Origin of the sequence: Sphingobium phenoxybenzoativorans (assembly GCF_001757355.1) — a bacterium.
In the GTDB taxonomy this organism is placed as follows: Bacteria; Pseudomonadota; Alphaproteobacteria; order Sphingomonadales; family Sphingomonadaceae; genus Sphingobium; species Sphingobium phenoxybenzoativorans.
Genome location: NZ_MINO01000022.1, coordinates 22536 through 45193, shown reverse-complemented (window position 1 = coordinate 45193; position 22658 = coordinate 22536). Strand labels below are relative to the sequence as shown.

Here is a 22658-nt window from a genome sequence, read left to right as displayed (position 1 = left end):
CACTACCGGACATCAATCGGGAAACGTGAAAAGCGTTGAAAATTAAGGGCGATGGCGATGAAATCTTAACGCCCCGCAACGTAATGCAGCGCTTTGCGGCGCATGGTGGAAACTCTCCGCCGGTGCAGGACCGGGGACATTTTGGACGAACATTTCGCCTTTCTCCTGCCGATCATCATGGCGGTTTTCGGTGGCGCATTCCTGTTCGCCTGGCGCTGGGGCGCACGGAACGCCCTGCCGTGGGGCGCCGGTTATCTATGCGGCGGGGTCGCATTCTGCATTCCCGTGATAGCGCCATATTTTCCATCACGCTTCTGGGCGCTTCTTGCCGACGCCCTCTTTGCCACCTCCTTCTACCTTTATGGTCAGGGCATCCTTCAGCATGCGGGCGCGAAGGATATGCGCCTTGTCCGCATGGCGATCTGGGCTGTCTCCGTGGGCCTTTGCGCGTTCGCGATTTTCGGATCGCACAGCCTGCGGCTGGAACTTGCCGCGTCCGATCTTGGCTGCTTCCTGCTCATCGCCCTGCCTTTGGGCGTCATGGCCCGGCGGATGCGCAGAAAGGTCGACCATGCGCTGTTCGCGGCCGTCAGCCTTGTCGCGCTCGACACGCTCTCTCGCGGAACGACCGTGATGCTGACCACGCCGTCGGATCAGCGGGCGGCGTTCCTGTCCACTGACTATGCCTTTCTCATGCAGGTGCTGGCGAGCATGCTCGCCCCAGTGATGGCGCTCACCGCATTGGCGGCCAGCGTCTCGCGCGTCGTCGCCGATTATCAGCGCGACGCTTTCACCGATCCGCTGACCGGGCTGCTCAACCGTCGCGGTTTCTGGGATGCGGTGGCCCTGCGCGAACGGCGGGGCAAGGTGCCGGGTTGCGTGGTCATCTGCGACATCGACCATTTCAAGCGTATCAATGACGCCCATGGCCATGCGGTGGGGGATGCGGTGATCACCGCCTTCGCCGCCACCATCCGCGCCGACCTTCCGCCCGGAGCGATCGCCGCACGGTTCGGTGGCGAGGAGTTTCTGATCCACCTGCCCCGGACGAGGCCGGACGAAGCCGTCGGATTTGCGCAGGCCGTGCGCCGGGCTTTCGCTGGCGCGGACTGGGACGGCACGGGCATTTCCTACCCGCTGACCGCAAGTTTTGGCCTGTCCGAATATCTGGAAGATGATTCGTCACTGGAAGTCGCGATAGAGCGCGCCGACCTCGCCATGTACGAAGCGAAACTGGCGGGCCGGGACAAGGTGCGGATCATGAAGTCCAACGGAACCGGCGACATGGTTCCGGAAGCGCCGGCCCCCCAACTGCGCCTGATCGCCGGATAGCGCGGGTTCATCGCAACCATTGATGGCGAAGGGGATTATGCCCTAATTCGCGTCCGGCCCGGCAGGACACGCGGGGATGGCGCATGCGCAAAGGAATGGATGATGCAGGCGAAACTGGCGACGATTATCGGCGTCCTGCTGCTGGGGGCTAGCTGCACGTCCCTGCCGTCCGAGGCAGGTGATCCGCGAACCCCCAAGGCTGTCGGGGCTGTAGACCCGGAACGGCTTTCCTCCATCACCCGGATGTTGGCGAGCGATGCGTTTGAGGGTCGGTCGCCGGGATCGGCAGGCGAAACTCGGACCGTCGATTATCTCGTCGAACAGTTTAAGGGCCTGGGGCTTGAACCCGGCGGGGACAAGGGCGGCTGGACCCAGATCGTGCCGCTGCTCCGCACGCAGTTGGACCAGTCGCGCCCTGTCACCATGACGATCAAGGGCGCTGATCAGGCGCTGGCGCAGGGCAGGGATATCTACATCAGCACGCTTCGCGATGCGGACCATGTGCAACTGTCCGCCGCGCCCATGGTGTTTGTGGGCTATGGCGTGACCGCGCCCGAACGGGACTGGGATGATTTCAAGGGTATCGACCTGAAGGGCAAGGTTGCGGTCTTTCTGGTCAATGATCCGGATTTCGACGCGCAGGCGGGCGAACCGGTCGCGGGGGCCTTTGGCGGCCGCGCCATGACCTATTATGGCCGCTGGACTTATAAATATGAGGAGGCGGCCCGCCGTGGCGCGCTGGCCGCGCTGATCGTCCATGATACGCCGGGGGCGGGTTATGGATGGAATACGGTGATCGCGCCGGGCGGCGAGAATTTCGGTCTGGTGCGGGATGCTGGCGCGCCGGAGGCGCTGGCGTTGCAGGGATGGCTTTCCGGCGATGCCGCCACGCGGCTGTTTGCCGTCTCCGGCCTTGATCTGGCTGCGCTGCGCATTGCCGCGCGCGGGCGGGACTTCAAACCGGTCGCCCTTTCGTCCACGCTGTCGGCGGATATCGGCGTTACGCGCGAACGTATCGAAAGCCGCAATGTGATCGCCAGACTTCCCGGACGCACGCGCCCGGATGAGACCATATCCTTCGCCGCGCATTGGGACGCCTATGGCATAGACCCGAAACCAGGCCCGAAGAAGGGAACGATCCGGCGCGGCGCGGTCGATGACGCCATCGGCGTCGCGGGCGTGCTGGAACTGGCGCGCCTTTTCGCCGCCGGGCCACGGCCGGACCGGACGCTTATATTCGCCGCATGGACGGCGGAGGAGAGGGGTCTGCTGGGGTCGGAATGGTTCGCCCGGTCCAACCTCTATCCGGCGGACAGGATGGTCGCGAACATGACGCTGGACGTGTTGCAGACGGCCGGCGCGGCCCGCGATGTTGTCCTGATCGGCGCGGGACAGAACCAGCTTGAACGCTATCTCGCCGATGCCGCCAAGACACAGGGGCGGACGGTGACGCCGGACGCCCGGCCCGAACGCGGATTATTCTACCGCGCCGATCATTTCTCCCTCGCCCGGCGTGGCGTGCCGACCCTGCTGCTGATGGCGATCGGCGGCGGCGCCGATCTGGTCTCCGGCGGCCGGGCGGCGGGCGACAAATGGGTCAGCGACTACACGGCCAACTGCTATCATCAGGACTGCGATCGCTGGTCGCCCGACTGGGATCTGACCGGCGCGACGCAGGATGTTACGCTATTCCATATGATCGGCGGGCAACTGGCGAACAGCGATCGCTGGCCGGAGTGGAACAGTGGTTCCGAATTTGCAAAACTGCGTCAGAAGGGTGCCGCCGCAGGGGATTGACCGGCGCGCGCCGCCAGCGCCTTGCCGAGCGCATCCAGAAGCGGCGTCGGCTGCGCGCGCAGCGGTTCGGCATCATGGCCGAACGCAAAACCCAGCGTCCGCTGAAATTCGAAACCGGCGAGTTTTGGCCGCACGACGGCCTCATGCGCGTAACTTTCGGGCATCACGGTTATCCCCAGTCCCGCCGCCACCATTTGCAGCACACGCTCGTCATTGGTGGAGCGCAGCGCGAAATGCGGGCGCACGCCTCTCTCGGTGAAATAGCGGCTGGTTTCGGACAGCGCCTCGCAATGGCGGCGCACGATCATCACCTCCGACGCCAGTTCCTCGGCCGCAATGTCGGTGCGCGCGGCTAGCCGGTGCTCCTTGCCCATGGCGAGGGCAAAGCCCTCCGTCGCCAGAGGCTGTTCCAGAAACCTGTCGGAGCCGCGCTCCACCAGCGTCGCGGCGACCTCGATGCGGCCGCGCGCCAGATGGCCCACAAGTTCGCGTTCGCTGCCATAGACCAGTTCGACGGTGGCGTCCGGGTCCTGTCCGCGCGCATCCCGTATGGCGGCGGCGACCGTCGCGCCCGGAATGCTGTGCAATATGCCGATCCGCAGCACGGGAGCCGCGCTGGCGCCGGCCATCGCCTGATGCGCCAGGTTGAACTCCCGCTCTATGCGCCGTGCATGGATCAGGAAACGGTTTCCGGCCTCCGTCAGTTGCACCCTCTGGCTGGACCGGGAAAAGAGCGAGGCGTCCAATGACCGCTCCAGCTTGGCTATGCCGACGGACAGTGTAGGTTGCGACACATTGCACTGCGCGGCGGCGCGGGAGAAATTGCCCTGGTCCACCACGGCCAGAAAATAGCGGAGAAGGTAACGGTCAATCATAGACGCTATCTATACAATGCTTGGCGTCTTTCAATTTTTCTATTGCATCCGGTTGCGCTATTCCGATCCGTCATAGGAGAGAAGGCATGAGTGATTTCGATTTCGCGCTGGGCGAAAATGCGGACATGATCCGGAAAAGCACCGCACAGTTCGCCGCGAACAAGATCGCGCCGCTCGCTGCCGAGATCGACGCCAGGGACTGGTTTCCCCGTGAATTATGGCCCGCCATGGGCGAACTGGGCCTGCACGGCATCACCGTCGAGGAGGAATTTGGCGGGCTTGGCCTGGGCTATCTGGAACATGTCGTTGCGCAGGAGGAAGTGGCGCGGGCGTCCGCCTCGATCGGCCTGTCCTATGGCGCGCACTCCAACCTCTGCGTCAATCAGCTCCGCCGCTGGGGCAATGACGCGCAGAAGGCGAAATATCTGCCGAAGCTGATTTCCGGCGAACATGTCGGCAGCCTCGCCATGTCGGAGGCCGGGGCGGGGTCCGACGTCGTGTCGATGAAGCTGAAGGCGGAGAAGAAGGGCGACCGTTACATCCTCAACGGCACGAAATTCTGGATCACCAACGCCGCCTATGCCGACACGCTGGTCGTCTACGCCAAGACCGGCCCAAATGACTCTGCGCCGTCGAAGGGCATCACCACCTTCATCATCGAAAAGGACATGCCGGGCTTCTCCATCGGGCAGAAGATCGACAAGATGGGCATGCGCGGTTCGCCGACCGCCGAACTCGTATTCGACGATTGCGAGGTGCCGGAGGAGAATGTCATGGGGCCGCTCAATGGCGGCGTCGGCGTGCTGATGTCCGGCCTTGATTATGAGCGGACGGTGCTGGCGGGAATTCAGCTTGGCATCATGCAGGCTTGCCTCGATACCGTCATTCCCTTCGTCCGCGAGCGCAAGCAGTTCGGCAAGCCCATCGGCGCCTTCCAGCTTATGCAGGCGAAGATCGCCGACATGTATGTCGCGCTCAATTCCGCCCGCGCCTATGTCTATGCCGTTGCCCGCGCCTGCGATGCTGGCAAGACCACGCGCTTCGACGCGGCAGGGGCGATCCTGCTGGCGAGCGAGAATGCGATGAAGGTCGCGCTGGAGGCGGTGCAGGCGCTCGGCGGTGCGGGCTATACGAAGGACTGGCCGGTGGAACGCTATATGCGCGACGCCAAGCTGCTCGACATTGGCGCGGGGACAAACGAAATACGCCGCATGCTGATCGGCCGGGAGTTGATAGGGGCATGAGCGCGCCGGTTCTCGACACCAACGCGCAGGTGGACAGCGAAGCGTTCCGCCGCGCCGATGCGCATAACCGCGCGCTGCGCGATGAACTCCACGCCCGCGTTGCGCAAGCGGCGCTCGGCGGCCCTGACATGGCGCGGGAGAAGCACACTGCGCGCGGCAAGCTGCTCCCCCGTGAGCGTGTGGAACGCCTGCTCGATCCCGGTTCGCCTTTCCTTGAGATCGGCCAACTCGCCGCCAATGGTCTTTATGGAGAGGATATTCCCGGCGCTGGCCTCATCTCCGGCATCGGCCGCGTGTCCGGCCGTCAGGTGATGATCGGCTGCAATGACGCGACGGTGAAGGGCGGCACCTATTATCCGATGACGGTGAAGAAGCATCTCCGCGCGCAGGAGATCGCTCTGGAGAACCGGCTGCCCTGCATCTATCTGGTCGACAGCGGCGGCGCGAACCTGCCCAATCAGGCAGAGGTGTTTCCCGACCGCGAGCATTTCGGCCGCATCTTCTTCAATCAGGCGAACCTGTCGGCACGGGGCATCCCGCAGATCGCCTGCGTCATGGGAAGCTGCACGGCGGGCGGCGCCTATGTCCCCGCCATGTCCGACGAGACGGTGATCGTCCGCAATCAGGGCACGATCTTCCTTGCCGGCCCCCCGCTGGTTCAGGCCGCGACCGGCGAAGTGATCAGCGCCGAGGATCTGGGCGGCGGCGATCTCCACGGGCGCAAGTCCGGCGTTGTCGATCATGTTGCGGAAAATGACGAACATGCGCTGACCATCGTGCGCGATATCGTCTCGACGCTGCAGCCGGACCTGACGCCGGACGTCAACCTGCGTGATCCGCGTCCGCCCAAATATGATCCCGCCGAACTTTACGGCCTGATCCCTGACGATGTCCGCGCGCCTTATGACGTACGCGAAGTGATCGCGCGCATCGTCGACGGCAGCGAATTTCACGAGTTTAAGGCGCTGTACGGCACCACCCTTGTCTGCGGCTTTGCGCATATCTGGGGCATGCCGGTGGCGATCCTGGCGAATAACGGCGTGCTGTTCAGCGAGTCCGCGCTGAAGGGCGCGCATTTCATCGAACTCGCCTGCCAGCGCCGCATCCCGCTGCTGTTCCTTCAGAATATCTCCGGCTTCATGGTCGGCGGCAAATATGAGGCGGAGGGGATTGCCAAGAATGGCGCAAAGCTCGTCACCGCCGTCGCCACCGCCAGCGTGCCGAAGATCACCGTGCTGATCGGCGGCAGCTTCGGCGCAGGCAATTACGGCATGTGCGGCCGCGCCTACGGCCCGCGCTTCCTGTTCACCTGGCCCAACGCGCGGATCAGCGTGATGGGCGGCGAGCAGGCGGCGAGCGTGCTGGCGACGGTGCATCGCGACGCGGCAAGCTGGACGCCAGAGCAAGCGGAGGCATTCAAGGCGCCCGTTCGCGCGAAATATGAGGAAGAAGGCAATCCCTACTACGCCACTGCGCGCTTGTGGGACGATGGCATTATCGACCCGGCGCAGACGCGCGACGTCCTGGGCATCGCCTTCGCCGCCTCTCTGAATGCCCCAATCCCCGAACGCGCAGCGTTCGGCGTGTTCCGAATGTAAGGAATTTCCGATGATCCTGCTTTCGATGCTCCTCGCCGCTGCGCCGGGCGACAAATTGCCCCCGGCAAATCCGGTCCCTCTGGACACCAGCGCCGAGACGGCTGTGCTTGAGCCGGTCAACGCTATCTTCGCCGCCTTGGATAAGGGCGATGCGGCCGCCATGCTTCAGCATGTTTACCCGGATGGCCGGGTCAGCGCCATCGGCCCGCGCCGCGACGGGGCGCAGGGATTGCGGCAGGAAAGCTGGACGAAATTCGCCGAACGCCTGAAGCTTGGCGCCGGTTTTGCGGAACGCATCTGGGACCCGGCGATCGATATAGACGGCGACATCGCCATGGTCTGGGCGTCCTATGACGTGCGTGTCGCGGGCAAGGTGACCAATTGCGGCGTCGACCATTTCGACCTGATCCGCGAAGGCGGCGTGTGGAAGGTGATGAACCTCACCTTCTCGTCGCGCACCACGGGATGCGCTGGCCAATGATCGCCTCCCTCCTCATCGCCAACCGGGGCGAAATCGCTTGCCGGATCATTCGCACAGCCCGCCGGCTGGGCATCCGCACGGTCGCGGTCTATTCGGACGCCGACGCAAGGGCGCTGCACGTCCGGCAGGCGGATCAGGCCGTGCATATCGGTCCCTCCCCCGTCCGCGAAAGCTATCTGGTCGGTGAGAAGATTATCGCCGCCGCGAAGGAAACCGGCGCGCAGGCGATCCACCCCGGCTATGGCTTCCTGTCCGAAAATGCCGAATTTGCGCAGGCGGTGATCGACGCGGGTCTCATCTGGGTCGGCCCCAATCCCGCCTCCATCACCGCGATGGGCCTGAAGGACGCGGCCAAGAAACTGATGCAGGATGCCGGCGTGCCCACCACGCCCGGCTATCTCGGTGAGGATCAGAGGCCCGATCACCTCAAGCAGCAGGCCGACGCCATCGGCTATCCCGTCCTCATCAAGGCGGTCGCGGGCGGCGGCGGCAAGGGCATGCGTAAGGTCGATGCGGAAGCCGATTTCCTCGACGCGCTCGCCTCCTGCCAGCGCGAGGCGGCGTCCAGCTTCGGCAATGATCAGGTGCTGCTGGAAAAATGGGTCACCAACCCGCGCCATATCGAGGTGCAGGTGTTTGGCGACACCCATGGCAATGTCGTCCACCTGTTCGAACGCGACTGTTCGCTCCAGCGCCGCCATCAGAAGGTGATCGAGGAAGCGCCCGCGCCCGGCATGGATGCGGAAACGCGCGAGGCGATCTGCCAGGCGGCGGTGCGCGCCGCCAAGGCCGTCGATTATGTCGGGGCGGGCACCATCGAATTCATCGCCGACGGATCGGAGGGGCTGCGCGCCGACCGCATCTGGTTCATGGAAATGAACACCCGCCTGCAGGTCGAACACCCCGTGACGGAGGAGATCACCGGGCAGGATCTGGTCGAATGGCAGTTGCGCGTGGCGAGCGGGGAACCGCTCCCGAAACGGCAGGATGATCTGTCCATCAACGGCTGGGCGATGGAAACGCGCCTCTATGCTGAGGACGCTTTAAAGGGTTTCCTGCCCTCGATCGGCTTGCTCGACACATTCGATCTGGGTGACGCCTATCGCATCGATACCGGTGTAGAGGAGGGGGCGGAAATATCGCCTTTCTACGACCCGATGATCGCCAAGGTCATCGCCTGGGGCGCGGACCGGGATGCGGCGCGCCGGTCCCTGGCGGCGACCCTTGCCGACACGGCGGTCTGGCCGGTCAAGACCAATGCCGGTTTTCTGGTCAAGGCGCTGGAGCATCCGGCCTTTGCCGGCGCAATCCTCGACACGGGTCTTATCGGGCGAGAGGGCGATGCGCTGATGCCGCCGGAGCGACCCTCGGCGGAGGCTCTCGCCGACGCGGCGCAGGCGCTGATGCCGGGGCGCGGCACTGGAGGCTTCCGGTTGAATGCGCCGCCCAAAAGGGAAGCGCTGTTCCTGCTGGACGGTCAACCGCTGACGGTGGACTGGCGGGACAGCGGCGATGCGGTAGATGGCGATGCGGTGGGCGGCGACGGAGAGGATGCCGTCCTGATCGCGGAAGATGGGCAGGTGTGGCGGCTGTCGCAATGGCGCGTGGAGGGCAGCGTCGGGGGCGGCGCGTCGGATGGCGCCATCCTTTCGCCCATGCCCGGCCGCATCATTGCCGTCGCCGTGACGGCGGGCGAGAGCGTGACGAAAGGCCAGAAGCTCCTGACTCTGGAGGCCATGAAGATGGAGCACAGTCTGGTCGCTCCGTTTGACGGCATCGTCGCCGAACTGAAGGCGGCCGAGGGCGGGCAGGTCAGCGAAGGCGCGCTGCTTGCGAAGATCGAGAAGGGGGATCAGGCCTGATGGCTGGCAAATATTTCGACCAGTGGTCCATCGGTGAAACGCTGGTCCACGAGATTCGCCGGACGGTGACGGAGACGGACAATCTGCTTTTTTCCACCATGACCCATAATCCGCAGCCGCTGCACATCGATGCGGAGGCCGCCAGGGCATCGGAATTTGGCCAGATCCTCGTCAACGGCACCTTCACCTTCGCGCTGATGGTCGGGCTGTCGGTGGGCGACACCACGCTCGGTACGCTGGTCGCCAATCTGGGTTATGACAAGCTGGTCATGCCCAAGCCGGTATTCATCGGCGATACGCTCCGGGCGGAGACGGAAATCACCGATCTCAAGGAGAGCAGATCGCGGCCCGGCGCAGGCATCGTCACCTTCACGCACAGATTGCTGAACCAGCGGGATGAACTGGTCTGCCAGTGCCTGCGCACGGCGCTGATCAAAAAGTCCGCCTGAAAGCACCGGAGCCTGTCGCCCCGGCATGCGTTCTCCTTTCAGGAGGCATGCATGCAGCACGATATGGAGGGACATCGGCATGGGGCGGAGGCGGAGTCCCCGGCCCAGCTTTCGGCGCGCGCCTGGTGGTCGATCCTCAAACGGGTCTGGACGAATATCGGCCGGCATAATGTCGGGCTGATGTCGGCGGGCGTCGCCTTCTATGCCTTCCTGTCTTTCGTGCCCCTGCTTGGCGCGCTGTTGATGAGCTATGGGTTGATCGCCGACCCGGCGATCGTCGCCAATCATATGCGGATGATCATAGAACTGGTCCCGGCCGACGCAGCGCGGCTGATCTATGAACAGCTTACCAATCTTACGACCGCAGCGGCGGGCAAGAAGGGGATTGGTCTGCTGGTGGCGCTTGCCGTGTCCATCTATGGCGCGACCCGCGCTTCGGGCGCGCTGATCACGGCGCTCAATGTGATCTACGAGGAACAGGATCGCAGGGGATTGATAAAGGGCACCCTGACCTCCGCTGTGTTGATTGTCGGGGCGATCATGATCGGGATTATCGGCGTCCTCTCCGCGACCATGCTCGGTTATGCGCAGGATTTGATCGGGGGCATAGGGCCGGTCGCCACGGGGGTCGTCCGCGCGGCGACCTGGATAGCGGCGGGCGCGCTCTGCTGCATGACGATGGCGGCCATGTACCGCTTCGCCCCGGATCGCGCGGATGCGCGCTGGTCATGGCTCAGCGTCGGATCGGTGCTGGCGACCCTGTTGTGGCTTTCAGCGACATTGGGCTTTGGCTTCTACGCCGCGCGTTTCGGGGATTATGACGTGACCTATGGGTCGCTGGGCGCGGTGGTCGTGCTGCTCATGTGGCTATATGTGTCGGCTTACGCCACGTTGCTTGGCGCGCTGGTCAATGCGGAGGCGGAGCGGCAGACGGCGCGCGACACGACGACAGGGCGGGAACGGCCGATGGGTCAACGTGGCGCGGTGGTCGCGGATATGAGCGCCGCGCTCACAGCGGGCGAAGCGGCGTCCTGACGGCGGTATCAGCGGCTTTCGATGCAGCCATACCAGCCAAGGCCGTGATAGGTTTCATATCCCGGCGTCAGGGCGTAGGATATCAGCTTGTCGCGCTGGCGATAGAAACCGCGCTGCGGCTGGATAATGTCCAGCGGATAGCGTTCGGTCAGCAATCCCTTGCCGTCCGACGAAGCGATGACCTGGAAATTGGAATTCAGCAGCATGACCCGGCAGGCGCGCCGTTCTTCTTCGGTCAGGGCGACGTCGCGGACGACGGACTGCGCCTGCGGCTCCCAGTCGAAAAAGATGCCGAGCGCGCCGATCGGCTCCCCCAGCACTTCGCCGCCCGCGCGGATCGCCGTGGAATAGGTTGCGACGGCGGCGTCCTCCAACAAAGGTTCGCGGGCAATGTCGCACACGGCGAAGGCGTCTCCCGACGTGGTCTGCAACGCCTTGTTGAACCACAGGCTCTGGGACACATCCTTGCCGATGATGCCGGGATAGCGGTTGCCGCGGCCCTGCGCGATCACCCGGCCGTTAATGTCCGCCACCCAAAGGTCGAGATAGACGGTATAGGATCGCAAGATCGTCGCCAGCCGCTCATTGGCGCGCTCGCGCGCGGCGTCATTGTCCGTCAGGCCGGACGCCACGTCCACCACTGCGCTGTCGGTCGCCCACCAGCGCACGTCGCAGGACCGCTCATACAGGTTGCGGTCGATGATCTCGACGACATTCCTTGACAGGTCGGCGTAGCGCGCCCCGCGAAAGTCCAGCACCATCTTCTCCCCGGCGGTTTCGATCTGTGTGATGTTTGATGCGATGACGCTGCGAAGCTCTGTGGCGAGATGCGCGACCTCGCTGGCGAAATCCGACATTTCCTGTGCGACCACGGCAAAGGCCGCGCCCTGTTGTCCCGCGCGCGCCGCCTCGATCCGGGCATTGAGCGCCAGCGTCTTGGTGCGCCGCGTCAGTGCGTCGATGACATCGATCTTTTCTTCGGTGGCGCGATGCACTTCGAACGCCAGTTTCAATATGTCGTCTTGCACGTGTGGGACCCGATCGGATGTGCATGACCGAGTTCATACACCCCGGAATCGCTAGAAACTTAAGGTTAATATGATGCTAACCCTAAGCCGCTTTGCGCCCCTGCGACTCAATTTGTTTCGATTTCGCATCGATCGGCGAAATCAGCGGGCTGGAGGTCAAAATTCTATGCCCGCCTGCGCCTTCACCCCCTGGTCGCGGAACGGGTGTTTGACCAGCGTCATCTCCGTCACCAGATCCGCCATGTCGATCAGCGCCTGCGGGGCGTTGCGCCCGGTCACAATGACATGGGTCATGGCCGGTTTGGCCGCCAGCGCTTCGATCACCTCGTCCAGCGGAAGATAATCGTAGCGCAGGACGATATTGAGTTCATCGGCTATCACCATCGCATAGCTTGTGTCGGCGATCATCCGCTTCACCTCCTCCCAGGCGAGGCGGGCAACGGCGATGTCGCGGGCGCGGTCCTGCGTGTCCCAGGTGAAGCCCTCACCCATCGGCTTGAACTCGATCAGGTCGGGGAAACGGTCAAACACGGCCTTTTCACCGGTCTGCATCGCGCCCTTCACAAACTGCACCACGCCGACTTTCTTGCCATGACCTATCGCCCGGACCGCCATGCCCAGCGCGGCGCTGGTCTTGCCCTTGCCGGGGCCGGTATGAACAATCAGCAACCCTTTCTCGACGGTCTTGGAGGCAACGATGCGGTTATGCGCGGCCTGCCTTTTCTTCATCTTTTCGGTATGCTGCGCCTCCGTACGTTCCGCCACGATCATGCTCCTGAAAATTTCGCGAACGGGACGCCCGCTCCCTTTGGCCGGAATTTCCATAGGCCGCGTTCACGCGGCCGGACAAGCCGCATGGCCGTCCGGCGCAAACGCAAACCGGCCCTCGCGCCGATTGCGTATCTCTGGCGCAGGCTCCCCGCAAAACCTATAGAGCCGCGTGAGCAGGCGGGATCGGCTTGTTTTCTGGTTAGAAAAGGGGCCGTCATGGCGCTTACGGACATTCTTATCCCGACCTATCTGCAGATGCTGAAAGCGCTGTCGGGCTGGCTTGGCAAGGCGGAGGCGCAGATGCCGGGCGGCAGGGCGGAGGCGCTGCTTTCCGCGCGTCTTGCGCCCGACATGTTTCCTTTGTCGACGCAGATCCGCTTTGCGTGCGTGCAGGCGCAGGAGGGCATGTTCCGGCTGAAAGGGGAGCCGTTTCCGCCCTCGATCGACATTCTGCTGAACGAAGGGCGAAATGCCGCCGCGCAACCGGGATCGCTCGCCGACGCGCAGGCTAGGATCGGCGAGACCCTCGCGCTGGTGGAATCGCTGGCCTCCGGTGCGTTCGACCCGGACCCGGAAAGGCCGATTGCGCACGCGCTTCCGGCGGGCATGATTTTCGATCTGTCGGCCGGACACTATGTGCGCGACTGGGCGGTGCCCCAATTTTATTTTCACATCATGACCGCTTACGCGATCCTGCGGAACCAGGGGGTCGATCTGGGCAAGGCCGACTATGTCACCCACATGTTCGCCTATTTGCGCCCCGGCACAATGCCCGCGCAATGAACGGCCTGATTCCGGCGGGACGGGGCCAGCCAGAGCTGGAGGCGTTTTTCAACGGTTGAAAATGGCGCACCCGAGAGGATTCGAACCTCTGGCCTCTGCCTTCGGAGGGAATATGGCTAGCTCCGCCAAAAAGCGCAAGGAGCCGCCAATGTCCGCCTATCTCCCTGTAAACGCTAAACAATTTGAATTTCTTCTCCGCCGAAGCTACTCTTCTCCCCGCCACAGTTTTCGCCCGCATGCTTACGTGGTGCTTACGCGAGAGGAAACGGTAGGGTCGGAGGAAGCCCATGCCTAAGCTCACTAAACGGGTCGTCGACGCCACACATAGTCGCGAAAAAGATTACGTCATTTGGGACGACGAGCTGCCCGGTTTCGGCCTCAGAGTGTTCGCCTCCGGCAAGCGCAGCTACGTCATTCAGTATCGGCTCGGCAAGCGATCGAGACGCTTCACGATTGGCCTGCACGGCGTCTGGACGCCCGAGCGGGCCCGCCAGGAAGCGAAGGTGCAACTGGGGCGTATCGCTAAAGGCGAAGACCCGGCAGAAGAGAAGCAGCTCGACAACAGGGCGATCACGGTCAAAGAGCTGTGCGACCTCTACCTCGCCGACCTGAACGCCGGCCTCATTCTCGGAAAAGGCGGGCGCCCCAAGAAGCCAGGCACGATCGCCTCGGACATTGGCCGAATCCACCGGCACATCGTCCCCTTGCTCGGTTCCCGACGGGTGAAGGATCTGACCAAGGCCGAAGTCAACAAGGCCATGAAGGACATCATGGCGGGCAAGACGCGACTCGTTGCCAAGACGAAGAAGCTGCGAGGAAAATCGATCGTCAAGGGCGGAGCCGGGACGGCTACCCGTACGATCGGCTTGTTCGGCGGAATTCTCACCTACGCCGTGGATGCTGGCATTATCGAAGTGAACCCTGCACACGGTGTGCGGCGACCGAAGGACAGCGTCCGCGCTCGGAGGCTCAGCGAGACCGAATATCGCGTGCTTGGCCAGTTGCTCGCTAAGGCGGTCGAGAACGAGAAATATGAGGTTTCGGTCGATTTGATCCGCCAACTTGCGCTCACGGGCTGCCGCCGAACCGAAATGGTCACTCTGACTTGGGCCGAAGCCGATACCGATTCAAGCTGCCTGCGACTGACGGACAGCAAAGAGGGGAGATCTATCCGCCCAATCGGCCTGCCCGTCGTGGAGTATCTCGAGAAGCGCCGGAAAACGAGAGCAGGCACCTACGTCTTCCCGGGACAAGGAGATGATAACGCTTTCGGAAGCTTGCCGAACCATTGGGAGCAGATATTCGACGGTACGCCGCTCGCCGACATCACGCCTCATGTCCTGCGACATAGCTTCGCCAGCATCGCAAATGATCTTGGTTTTACGGAGGTCACCATCGCTGCTCTGGTTGGACATTCGAAGGGTTCCGTCACCAGCAACTACATACACACGCTCGACACGGCACTGATCATGGCCGCCGACACCATCTCTGGCTACATCCAGGGCCTCCTGGACGGCATTGAATTCAAGCAGACGGCATATGCCGTAGATCGGGAGTCGCGCCGCGCAGCGCTCGCACGCTTCTTACAGCAGGCTACGGCAGCGGACGCCGTCGGCACGGCGAATGACGAACAGCGAGCCGCTGCATAACGCTCAGCAAGTGGCGGTGGAATTCTGCCGGGAATGCCGCTACTTGCATGTCAGAAAAACTTGCCTCATTTTCTGACAGGTGAAGACGCTAAACGCCTCAGTCCCCGAGCGGGTTATGAAGCGCGTCCGCGCTAGCGGACGTGGCAGCGTCTTCACGCCTAGCGACTTCCTCACAGTTGCCACCCGCTCCTCTGTTGATCAAGCACTCTCCCGGTTAGTGACGGCCGGACAGCTCCGCCGGCTTGCGCGTGGGCTCTACGACTTTCCGAAGCTACACCCGAAACTCGGGGCGTTGTCACCCGCACCCGACGAGGTTGCACTCGCTCTTGCGCGAGAGACCGGCTTGCGGGTGCAGATCGCCGGAGCGCGTGCGGCGAACGCGCTCGGCCTTTCAACCCAAGTCCCGGCACAAAGCACTTATCTGACCGACGGCCCATCGCGTCGCGTGGTCCTAGGAACGCGCGTCGTGGATCTTCGCCACGCCTCGCCCAAACATCTTATCGCGCCAGGCAGCCCCGCCGGGACGGTGATCCAGGCGCTTCGGCATGTCGGCCCCCTCCGAGCGGCGGACGTCGCGAGCGTCGCGGCGAGCCGGCTTTCGGCACCCGATAAGAAGACACTGGCCTATGCGGCGATCCAGGCACCAGCGTGGATGAGGACAACGCTCGCTGCCATCGCGCTTCTTTAATCAAGGCTTATGCACTGTGTCACCGCCAAGGTCTCCGTCGACGTCCTGACCGTTTTGTAATGCCACTTCGGACATCGACTTGATTTGTCTATTCAGTTCGTCAAGCCGTGCCCTCATCGCCGCGCGATCACCTGACACAGTCCCGATGCCGCCCGGAGCCCCTGACAGTATACCCACGATGTGGTCACGCTCATCTTCGAAGGTGCGCAGTGTCGCGTCACGTTCCAGCGCCGCTGCTGCGTCATCCTGCCGCCGGCGAGCCTTCTCGTCGGCGAGAATGCTTTCCTCGACCCGCGCGACGTTGGGCTTGATATCGGGGAACCGATCAGCTGCGAAACGCAGGAACTGACTGAACTCATAAATGTGAAAATCCTCGCCGGCCTGCGAGCGAAACTCCTCAATCAGCTCCGGGCGAGCACCCATTTTCCGCCCGCGGTGTATCCACCACCAGTCCTCCTTCGCGTCATCGGAAATGAAGATCACAGGCCGATTGTCGGCTTTCGCCTTGGCGATCATGTCCTTCCAGATGATGAGATCGCCGAATTTGTCGTATTCTCCCGCGTCCTTCTTCTGGTCCTTGTAACCCGGCGGTATTTTCTTGGAGTAACGATCTTCGCCCTCCTTCTTCAGCGCAGCAAGTCTCTCCGACGGCCACTTATCTCCAATCCGATGCCCAAGGAGCGAGGTCAGTTTCTCTAAGACTCCTTCGGCCCCAACAGAGGGATGGGCATCACGTGCAGCCTCCATGCGCCCCTTGAAGTCCGATACAAACATATCGAGCGCGGCCAGTTCCTTCTGCACGTCTATCGTCGGATGCGCGCGCAGTTGGCGGAGACGTTCGCGCGCTTTGTCGATGTTCGCCTCTTGATCTTTGATCAGCGCGTCATAGGCATCCAGGGCGCCGAACTCGACGTCCAGGCGATTGCGATGAAATTCGAGGCCGACTTGATATGGGATCCACAAAGCGTCGCCGAGCGCTTCGAAAAGACGTAGCAGTTCATCTCGCACGACGGTCGTGTGCCGGAGGCAATGAAGGAGGACGTTCGCGTCGGGAACGAACACTGCGGTATCCCAGAGCTTCGCGATGTGCTCCGGCGTCTTTGGGTACCATCCTGGAAAATTGTCACGCATATGATTCAGTCCAACCAGGCGAGTTTCTCGACCCCGAGGCGGGTGGCGGCATCTCTGACGAGATTGCGTGTCGCTTCGTCCGGCGTCTTTCCTGTCTCCAGAAGCACCGCGCCAAACGGCTTGCCCTCATGACGAGATTTTCCTCGCTCGAAGACGGCCATGATGACGAGTTTCCAATCCCGGCTCTTGCCCCAGCAGATGACGCGACCATCTTCTAAGCGGCAGCCGTGTGGCTTGATGAATGTTTCTGCCGCCTCGGTCGGCGCCGTCATGTCGAGCGCGCGCCAGATCTCGGGTTCGCTCGCGAGCAGCCGCGCACGCTCATATGGCTTGATCAGGGAATCCTTGATGTAGACCCGTACTTTTCTCGGGTCCATGAAGTGCGCCAACTGCCCGCCAATGGTCGGATCCTTGGTCCACTTTTCATAAAACCGAGACCGCTCCGCATCGTTGAGCGAGGCCCAGCCCAAATCATCCGCCGCGCCCCACAGCTTGTCCCGCAGGCCATCTCGTATGTCCTCGGGCATCATCATTGCACGGTTCCCCGGTTATGCGGTTGGGGAAAGTCAAAGGCCGGCAACTCCAACGTGGGATCGCCCTCGCGCATGAACAGGTCGGCCTGGTCCCGCATCCACTCAAGCATGAAACTCCCAGCGCCCTCGTCACGGAAGTGCACCATGCCCGGCAGGCGAAGACGCTCGAGGTCACCCCGCGCGGCCTTCTCAAGCTCCACGACCTCTGCGATGCGCCGCAAGTCGCTCACGAAATCGAGTACAACCACTTTAGTTTTCTTGGGGCTGATCCTTAGGCCGCGCCCAAGTTGCTGCACGAAGATTCGACGGCTGTGGGTCACGCGCATGAACGCGATCATGTCGACGTCAGGCACATCGACGCCCTCGTTGAAGAGATCGCGCGTCGTTACGACGTCAAGGCTTCCTTTGCGAAAGGCCGCCATCACTTTATCACGCTCGCGGGCGCTCATCTCACCGGTGATGGGCTCAGCCCGGAAACCGAACAAGCGCAACGTGGCCGCGAAACTGTTGGCATGATGCACCGAAGAGCAGAACACGATGGCCGACCGCCGGCGCTCAGCATCGAACGTCTCACGGATAGCGCGCGCCGCCTCCTCATCGCGTGTAGGAAGCAGCAACAGGCGATTCAGTTGACTGAGTGAGTAGCGGTTGCGCGATTGGGAGCGAACGAGTTCCCAGTCGATGTTATCAGCGAGGAGCCTGTAGTCTGCCTCGCATAGAAATCCTCGTTTCAAGCCCTCGGCGATCCCAATTTTCAACACCGGAGGTCCAAGGAGTTCGTCGATATCGTATCCGTCCCCGCGCCATGGCGTGGCCGTAACACCGCCAATCATCGCTTCGGAGAGATGGTCCGTGACGCGTCGGAAGGTCTCCGAGCCAACATGATGAGCCTCGTCGATAAGCACCAAGCCGAAGTCAGGGAGTTCCTCAAGCCTCGACACAGCGGACTGGATGGTCGCGAAGGTGATACCAGCCCAATGGCTTGGGCTCTCACCGCCCATTAGACGATGTGTCCTGATCCACTTCGGAAGTTGATCCCAGAACGAGCGTTGTAGCTGATCGACGAGTTCACGTGTGCCTGCGAGCACCAGCGCTCGCCCCGTAGGAATCGCCTCATCTCGAAACAGTTGCGCGACGCTTTCCGCCAAAACGACGGTCTTTCCCAGGCCTGTGGCCAAGACAACCTGAGCTCGGCCGGTCTCGCGGAGCGACGCCACGAAATTCTCGACTGCCTCGTCCTGATAGTCGCGCAGCTCTCTTCGATGCACCGAGTACTCAGGACTTTTCCGAGCGAGCTCAAGAAGCATCGCTGGTTCTAGGACCCCAATCTCAATCCCGAGCGCCTTCCAGCGCTTAATGGCATCGTGTGTGGCGGGACCGGCTCTCCTGCTGGACGCTACATAGATGCGGTCCGCTTTATAGAACCGCGCGGCCTCTCCGACCTCGTTCACCGCGCTCGCCGACGGGTAGCCGCCGGTGGTAAACTTGCACTGGATTACCCAAAGCTCTCCATTCTTGACACCGAGCACGTCCGCGCCGTGATCGCCGGAACCCGCGACCAGCCGCACATCCTCGAACCCGTTGCAAACAAGGAGCCTTGCAACGTCCCGCTCAAAGGCTTGCCACGGCCCCTTTAACAATCGCTCCGCGTCGAGGAAGGGCTCGCGCATCAGTCGGACACGTCGGATTTTAACAGCCTCACGGAGCAGCTCGCTCGGATCACCGCATCTCGGCTCGCACGCTCAATATCGGCCGGCGATTGATTGGCGAGCCACACGGCATCGCTGAGATACGCGTCGTATCGTGAGCGCACCGCCGAACGGGCTTGTTCGGAGATCACGTCACTGCCGAAATCTAAGCTCCCGTAAGCGTCGTCCCAATACTTGCCGTCCAGGAACAGCTCAGGGTGTCTGGCAAAAAGTTCTCTCAGGGATTCCGGGTCCGCATAATCCCAGAAACGCCCATCCGCGATTAAGGCCTTATGATCAGGTACGCCTCGATTGGCCATTCGGCGGGCGACGGCATCGCGTTCAGCGCTCTCGAGTTCATTGAACATTGCCTCGCCCTGTCCGTCCGCGACAAGGGTGGGGATAGCGCGTGCCATGTCGCTGAGGACGGACGTCGCCAGCGTGATGATCTCCTGAGGATCGAGTCGGCTATTTAGGCAATACAGCTTACGAAAATCGGCGAGTACGCCAGCGACTGAGGGATCTTGCGCCTGCCCCTTTAGGAACTCGACCGTACGATGAGTGAGCTCGGTGAGAAGTCCGTCAAGCGGGGTCATCGTGGTAGAACGAAAGACATCATGGCTCACGTCGACCAAAAAACCGTAAGTCCTGGTTGCGACGTCATCAAGTTTTAGAACCCAAGGGAGACCGGCCGGAAGATCAGGGTCATTGCTGGCGACCCCATAGGCTTGAATCTCATACTCGACCCTAAAAGTCGGATGCACATACTTACGGGATAGCTCGTGGATTTGCCGACGCGGCGGCGCTGGCGGCTCGGGTTGCGGCGGGGGCGGTGCGGTCGTTGTGGTGTCTTCCGGATCACCCGCAGGCGGCTCATCTACGAAGCCCGGCGGCAAGAGCGCATCGCCTCCCTCGGCCGGTTTCTCACCCAAGACTTCTTTATCCTGCTCAAGTACGAGCTGCCACCAGCGCTCGTCTGTCAGATAGTCAGGATCATCCTCCTCGAAGAGGTTTGCCATCTGCTGGGCACGGTCGTTATCCTTCACGACCAAGACACGTGACCACAGCCCGTTTTTTCCTTGAGGGCTAGACCGACGGAAAGTCTGGTAGAGCTTGTAAAGCGGGCTGTCGTTGCCAGCATAACCCCGTTGCTTGGCGACGATAGGCCGGAGCGGCCCGTCACCACGAACGACGCGCAACATTTCACTCCATGCGGGATCGTCCCGCTCGAAGCGGTCTTTGGTGTAACTTACGCGGCAGTGATCAATATGTATCTCGCCAACAAACCGACCGCGTCCTCGCTGATCGTCGGTGGGATATTCCACTTCAGCCGTGTCGCCGTCGCTCCATTCGAACAAATCCTTATTCGCGATCTCGATCTTGCGCCCGTTTCGGATGAAATCCAGACCGAACTCAGTGTTGTGAAGATAGCGTTGGAGGCCGATCCAACCGTGGACCCGGCGCTCAGCCTCGACCACCTCGCAGCTCGGGCTCCCCGTCGGGCAGGTTTCCTCGGCCGCCGCGAGCGTTCTCATGCAGTGGATGCAGTAACGACGCGGCGCGAGCTTGAAGTCAATGTGCTCCACCGCCCGGGCGACGGTGCCATCTGGAAACGAAACCGTGCGATCCTCACCCCAAACGCAGTGACGCCTCGGCGCCAAGCGCGTGCTTCCCACCATCAGGCGGATCTTGCCGGCCTCTGATTGACCGAGCAGCGAGGAGTACGCTCGCGCGACGTGCTTGCGCACCGTTTTCTGATTGTTGCCTCGCGCCAAGTATGCACGCTGATCCGGCTTCAACCGGCTTATTACAATCGTTGTCCCATGCGCGTTGTGATCCGGCTTGGCGCGTGTCTGGCGGGGGACCTTGAAGCTACGGGTCGTGCGCAGCTCATCAAGGTCGATACGCACGCCGACCTCCTCGGGATCGCCGGCGCGACTAGTCCAAACCTCGGTCACTAGGCCCAGCCGAGCCGTCGCGATGTTGAAGCCCATTCCAAAGAGGCCGAGATTCGACAATGGATCGTTGCCAGACCAGCCAGCTCGAACGGCGTTTTCCAAAGACTCAAACGACATCCCCGGGCCATTGTCCCTGACAGTGACGCGCGCGTTCTCGTTATCGGCGGTCGGTAGCGCGACGCTAATCTCTGGCGCGTCGATGGGGTCACCAGATCGCGTCGCGTGGACGAACCCGTCGATAGAGTTGTCGATTAGCTCCGCGAGGCACCGCCATTGAGGAAGGTTGATCTCACCCAGCATCTGCAGGACGCGGGGGTCCGGCGTCAGATCGAATTCCTGGCTCATTCTATCTCGTTCCCCCTTCGTAGCGGCAACGCGCTCTGCGCGCTCTTTATCTTGCTCGCCAGAGCGTCCAAATCATCGGCACCCGTCCGGCATTCCCAAACCTCCAGGACATACCAGCCACGCGCCTCCAGCTCGCCGCGCGTTCTCAAATCCCGTTCGCGATTGCCCACTAGTTTAGGCCTCCAAAAGTCAAGCTTTGACTTTGGCATTCGCGCTAGCTTGCAGGCGGGATCCGGATGTTGGTGCCAAAAACAGCCATGCACGAAAACCGCGATACGCCGTGAACGAAACACCAAATCAGGCCGGCCAGGTAAATCCTTCGCGTGAAGTCGGTAGCGTAAGCCAGCCGCATGCATCGCGCGCCGGACCTTCAGCTCAGGTTTTGTGTCCCGCGCCTTGATAAGCGCCATTTGAGCGCTTCTGGCCTTGTCTGTTTCATTCGTCTTCCGCACCACCAGCCTCGTCGGGCGCTGGCCCAGCTGCTTCCTCACCGACTGGAGGTTCCTCACTCTCTCGGCTAACTAGGTCGTCTTGGCGGAACCCTTCCAGCATCTCTTCCAAGAGCGCCGCATGATCCAACCGCGCGGGCACACGCTGCAAGGTGCTCTGGATGCGGCCTTCAATTTCGGTGGGACTGAGTGAATCGACCAGTCGTTCATCCATTGCCCAGGCGCGGCCAGGGTGGACCACGTCCCAAGGTGAGCGCTTGTTGGCGCGTGTGGACGCCGCATCGCCGTGCTTGCTCATGCCCCAGCACGCTTTCGTCTCGGCATTCCAGATCGGCCAGAACGTGCGGATCAGATGCTTTTCAGCCACGAGTTGCGCGTTCGTCGCGCATACCAAACGCCTACATCGAAAATCCGCCAGTCTGATGGGTGAGAGATGTTCTGGCAGTCGATCGGTGTAGGCCTCGGCCGTACCAATGGTGCCCGCATGCTCCAGCAGGCGCGCGGTCAGCTTTGCACCCTGTTCACGGGTAGTGCTTGCATCGTCATTGGCAGGATCGGCTTTGCCGACGTAGATTGGTGTTTCCGACCCAGAGATGCCCGCATAAAGTGGATGCTCGCCGCGATAGTAGATCGCGTACACGCCGGAGCCATACGCTGTGCGGACATCGGCGAGCGGAATCATAGGCTGAGCGAGAAGGGCGATTGAGACCATGCGCCCGATGGCCTTTGGATCGGCCGGATCAAACGTTGCTCTCGGCATCCGAATTGGATCGGTGGCCGATCTTGCAGCTTCGAGAGCCGCCGCATGCGAGGCGAGGCCCTCTCGTATACGCCTTACCACGGCTTGTGGCGGATTCTCGCCAGCAGCAGCTAGCACCGCGCTTAACGCATCCTCGAGTGCCTTAATCGCAGCGCGATCAGGTGCGAGCGCCATCCTTCATCCCTCTTCGGTATGCCGACAC

At 62.2% G+C, this 22658-nt stretch carries 20 protein-coding genes; 11 read left to right on the top strand and 9 right to left on the bottom strand.

The window, feature by feature from the left end; translation table 11 throughout:
• Positions 1-141 precede the first annotated feature (141 nt).
• Both BHQ40_RS12500 and BHQ40_RS12495 read left to right on the top strand, forming a co-directional pair.
• Positions 142-1332, top strand: coding sequence for a GGDEF domain-containing protein (locus tag BHQ40_RS12500; RefSeq protein ID WP_070156209.1), 1191 nt, complete (start codon positions 142-144; stop codon positions 1330-1332).
• A gap of 99 nt (positions 1333-1431) precedes the next feature.
• The gene (locus BHQ40_RS12495) at positions 1432-3129 is read left to right on the top strand and encodes a M28 family metallopeptidase (RefSeq protein ID WP_139139295.1); all 1698 of its coding nucleotides are present in this window, start codon (positions 1432-1434) and stop codon (positions 3127-3129) included.
• On the opposite strand, the gene BHQ40_RS12490 is transcribed toward BHQ40_RS12495, so the two are convergent.
• Entirely contained in the window at positions 3102-4004 is a 903-nt protein-coding gene (locus tag BHQ40_RS12490; protein WP_070156208.1) for a LysR family transcriptional regulator, read from the bottom strand. The genes BHQ40_RS12495 and BHQ40_RS12490 overlap by 28 nt on opposite strands.
• Before the next feature lie 86 nt (positions 4005-4090).
• Here BHQ40_RS12490 and BHQ40_RS12485 point away from each other — a divergent pair, with 86 nt between their 5' ends.
• From BHQ40_RS12485 to BHQ40_RS12460, 6 genes are read left to right on the top strand one after another with little or no spacing between them, the layout of a single operon-like run.
• Positions 4091-5248 carry an isovaleryl-CoA dehydrogenase gene (locus BHQ40_RS12485; RefSeq protein WP_070156207.1) on the top strand — a complete coding sequence of 386 codons (1158 nt, stop codon included), beginning with the start codon at positions 4091-4093 and terminating at the stop codon, positions 5246-5248.
• Entirely contained in the window at positions 5245-6846 is a 1602-nt protein-coding gene (locus BHQ40_RS12480) for a carboxyl transferase domain-containing protein (RefSeq protein WP_070156206.1), read from the top strand. The genes BHQ40_RS12485 and BHQ40_RS12480 overlap by 4 nt, the downstream gene beginning before the upstream one ends.
• A gap of 10 nt (positions 6847-6856) precedes the next feature.
• Positions 6857-7327, top strand: coding sequence for a nuclear transport factor 2 family protein (locus tag BHQ40_RS12475; protein ID WP_083276882.1), 471 nt, complete (start codon positions 6857-6859; stop codon positions 7325-7327).
• Positions 7324-9189 (top strand): acetyl/propionyl/methylcrotonyl-CoA carboxylase subunit alpha, encoded by a 1866-nt coding sequence (locus BHQ40_RS12470; protein WP_070156214.1) that lies wholly within the window; start codon positions 7324-7326, stop codon positions 9187-9189. The genes BHQ40_RS12475 and BHQ40_RS12470 overlap by 4 nt, the downstream gene beginning before the upstream one ends.
• Positions 9189-9638 (top strand): MaoC family dehydratase, encoded by a 450-nt coding sequence (locus BHQ40_RS12465; RefSeq protein WP_070156204.1) that lies wholly within the window; start codon positions 9189-9191, stop codon positions 9636-9638. Before BHQ40_RS12470 ends, BHQ40_RS12465 begins: the two co-directional genes overlap by 1 nt.
• 51 nt (positions 9639-9689) lie before the next feature.
• On the top strand, positions 9690-10673 hold the full coding sequence (locus BHQ40_RS12460) for a YihY/virulence factor BrkB family protein (protein ID WP_070156203.1): 984 nt from the start codon (positions 9690-9692) through the stop codon (positions 10671-10673).
• A gap of 8 nt (positions 10674-10681) precedes the next feature.
• Here BHQ40_RS12460 and BHQ40_RS12455 read toward each other — a convergent pair whose 3' ends face one another.
• Both BHQ40_RS12455 and cobO read right to left on the bottom strand, forming a co-directional pair.
• The gene (locus BHQ40_RS12455; RefSeq protein WP_070156202.1) at positions 10682-11701 is read right to left on the bottom strand and encodes a methyl-accepting chemotaxis protein; all 1020 of its coding nucleotides are present in this window, start codon (positions 11699-11701) and stop codon (positions 10682-10684) included.
• Positions 11702-11857: 156 nt separating this feature from the next.
• On the bottom strand, positions 11858-12466 hold the full coding sequence (gene cobO, locus BHQ40_RS12450) for a cob(I)yrinic acid a,c-diamide adenosyltransferase (protein ID WP_070156213.1): 609 nt from the start codon (positions 12464-12466) through the stop codon (positions 11858-11860).
• A gap of 222 nt (positions 12467-12688) precedes the next feature.
• Here cobO and BHQ40_RS12445 point away from each other — a divergent pair, with 222 nt between their 5' ends.
• From BHQ40_RS12445 to BHQ40_RS12435, 3 genes are all read left to right on the top strand, one after another.
• Positions 12689-13255 carry a DUF1993 domain-containing protein gene (locus BHQ40_RS12445; protein ID WP_070156201.1) on the top strand — a complete coding sequence of 189 codons (567 nt, stop codon included), beginning with the start codon at positions 12689-12691 and terminating at the stop codon, positions 13253-13255.
• A 287-nt stretch (positions 13256-13542) separates the two neighbouring features.
• The gene (locus tag BHQ40_RS12440; protein ID WP_024588040.1) at positions 13543-14904 is read left to right on the top strand and encodes a tyrosine-type recombinase/integrase; all 1362 of its coding nucleotides are present in this window, start codon (positions 13543-13545) and stop codon (positions 14902-14904) included.
• Positions 14905-15019: 115 nt separating this feature from the next.
• Positions 15020-15592 (top strand): DUF6088 family protein, encoded by a 573-nt coding sequence (locus BHQ40_RS12435; protein WP_024588039.1) that lies wholly within the window; start codon positions 15020-15022, stop codon positions 15590-15592.
• Here the strand turns inward: BHQ40_RS12435 and BHQ40_RS12430 are convergent, their stop codons facing one another.
• The 6 genes from BHQ40_RS12430 to BHQ40_RS25095 are packed head-to-tail and all read right to left on the bottom strand — an operon-like array spanning position 15593 to position 22630.
• The gene (locus BHQ40_RS12430) at positions 15593-16723 is read right to left on the bottom strand and encodes a PIN-like domain-containing protein (protein WP_024588038.1); all 1131 of its coding nucleotides are present in this window, start codon (positions 16721-16723) and stop codon (positions 15593-15595) included.
• Positions 16724-16728: 5 nt separating this feature from the next.
• The gene (locus tag BHQ40_RS12425; RefSeq protein ID WP_024588037.1) at positions 16729-17256 is read right to left on the bottom strand and encodes a hypothetical protein; all 528 of its coding nucleotides are present in this window, start codon (positions 17254-17256) and stop codon (positions 16729-16731) included.
• The gene (locus BHQ40_RS12420; RefSeq protein WP_024588036.1) at positions 17253-18926 is read right to left on the bottom strand and encodes a DEAD/DEAH box helicase family protein; all 1674 of its coding nucleotides are present in this window, start codon (positions 18924-18926) and stop codon (positions 17253-17255) included. Before BHQ40_RS12420 ends, BHQ40_RS12425 begins: the two co-directional genes overlap by 4 nt.
• Positions 18926-21247 carry an ATP-binding protein gene (locus BHQ40_RS12415; RefSeq protein WP_024588035.1) on the bottom strand — a complete coding sequence of 774 codons (2322 nt, stop codon included), beginning with the start codon at positions 21245-21247 and terminating at the stop codon, positions 18926-18928. Before BHQ40_RS12415 ends, BHQ40_RS12420 begins: the two co-directional genes overlap by 1 nt.
• Positions 21244-21699, bottom strand: coding sequence for a very short patch repair endonuclease (locus tag BHQ40_RS12410; RefSeq protein WP_279331687.1), 456 nt, complete (start codon positions 21697-21699; stop codon positions 21244-21246). The genes BHQ40_RS12415 and BHQ40_RS12410 overlap by 4 nt, the downstream gene beginning before the upstream one ends.
• Positions 21683-22630, bottom strand: coding sequence for an Eco29kI family restriction endonuclease (locus tag BHQ40_RS25095; RefSeq protein ID WP_139139294.1), 948 nt, complete (start codon positions 22628-22630; stop codon positions 21683-21685). The genes BHQ40_RS12410 and BHQ40_RS25095 overlap by 17 nt, the downstream gene beginning before the upstream one ends.
• Between the last annotated feature and the right edge of the window lie 28 nt (positions 22631-22658).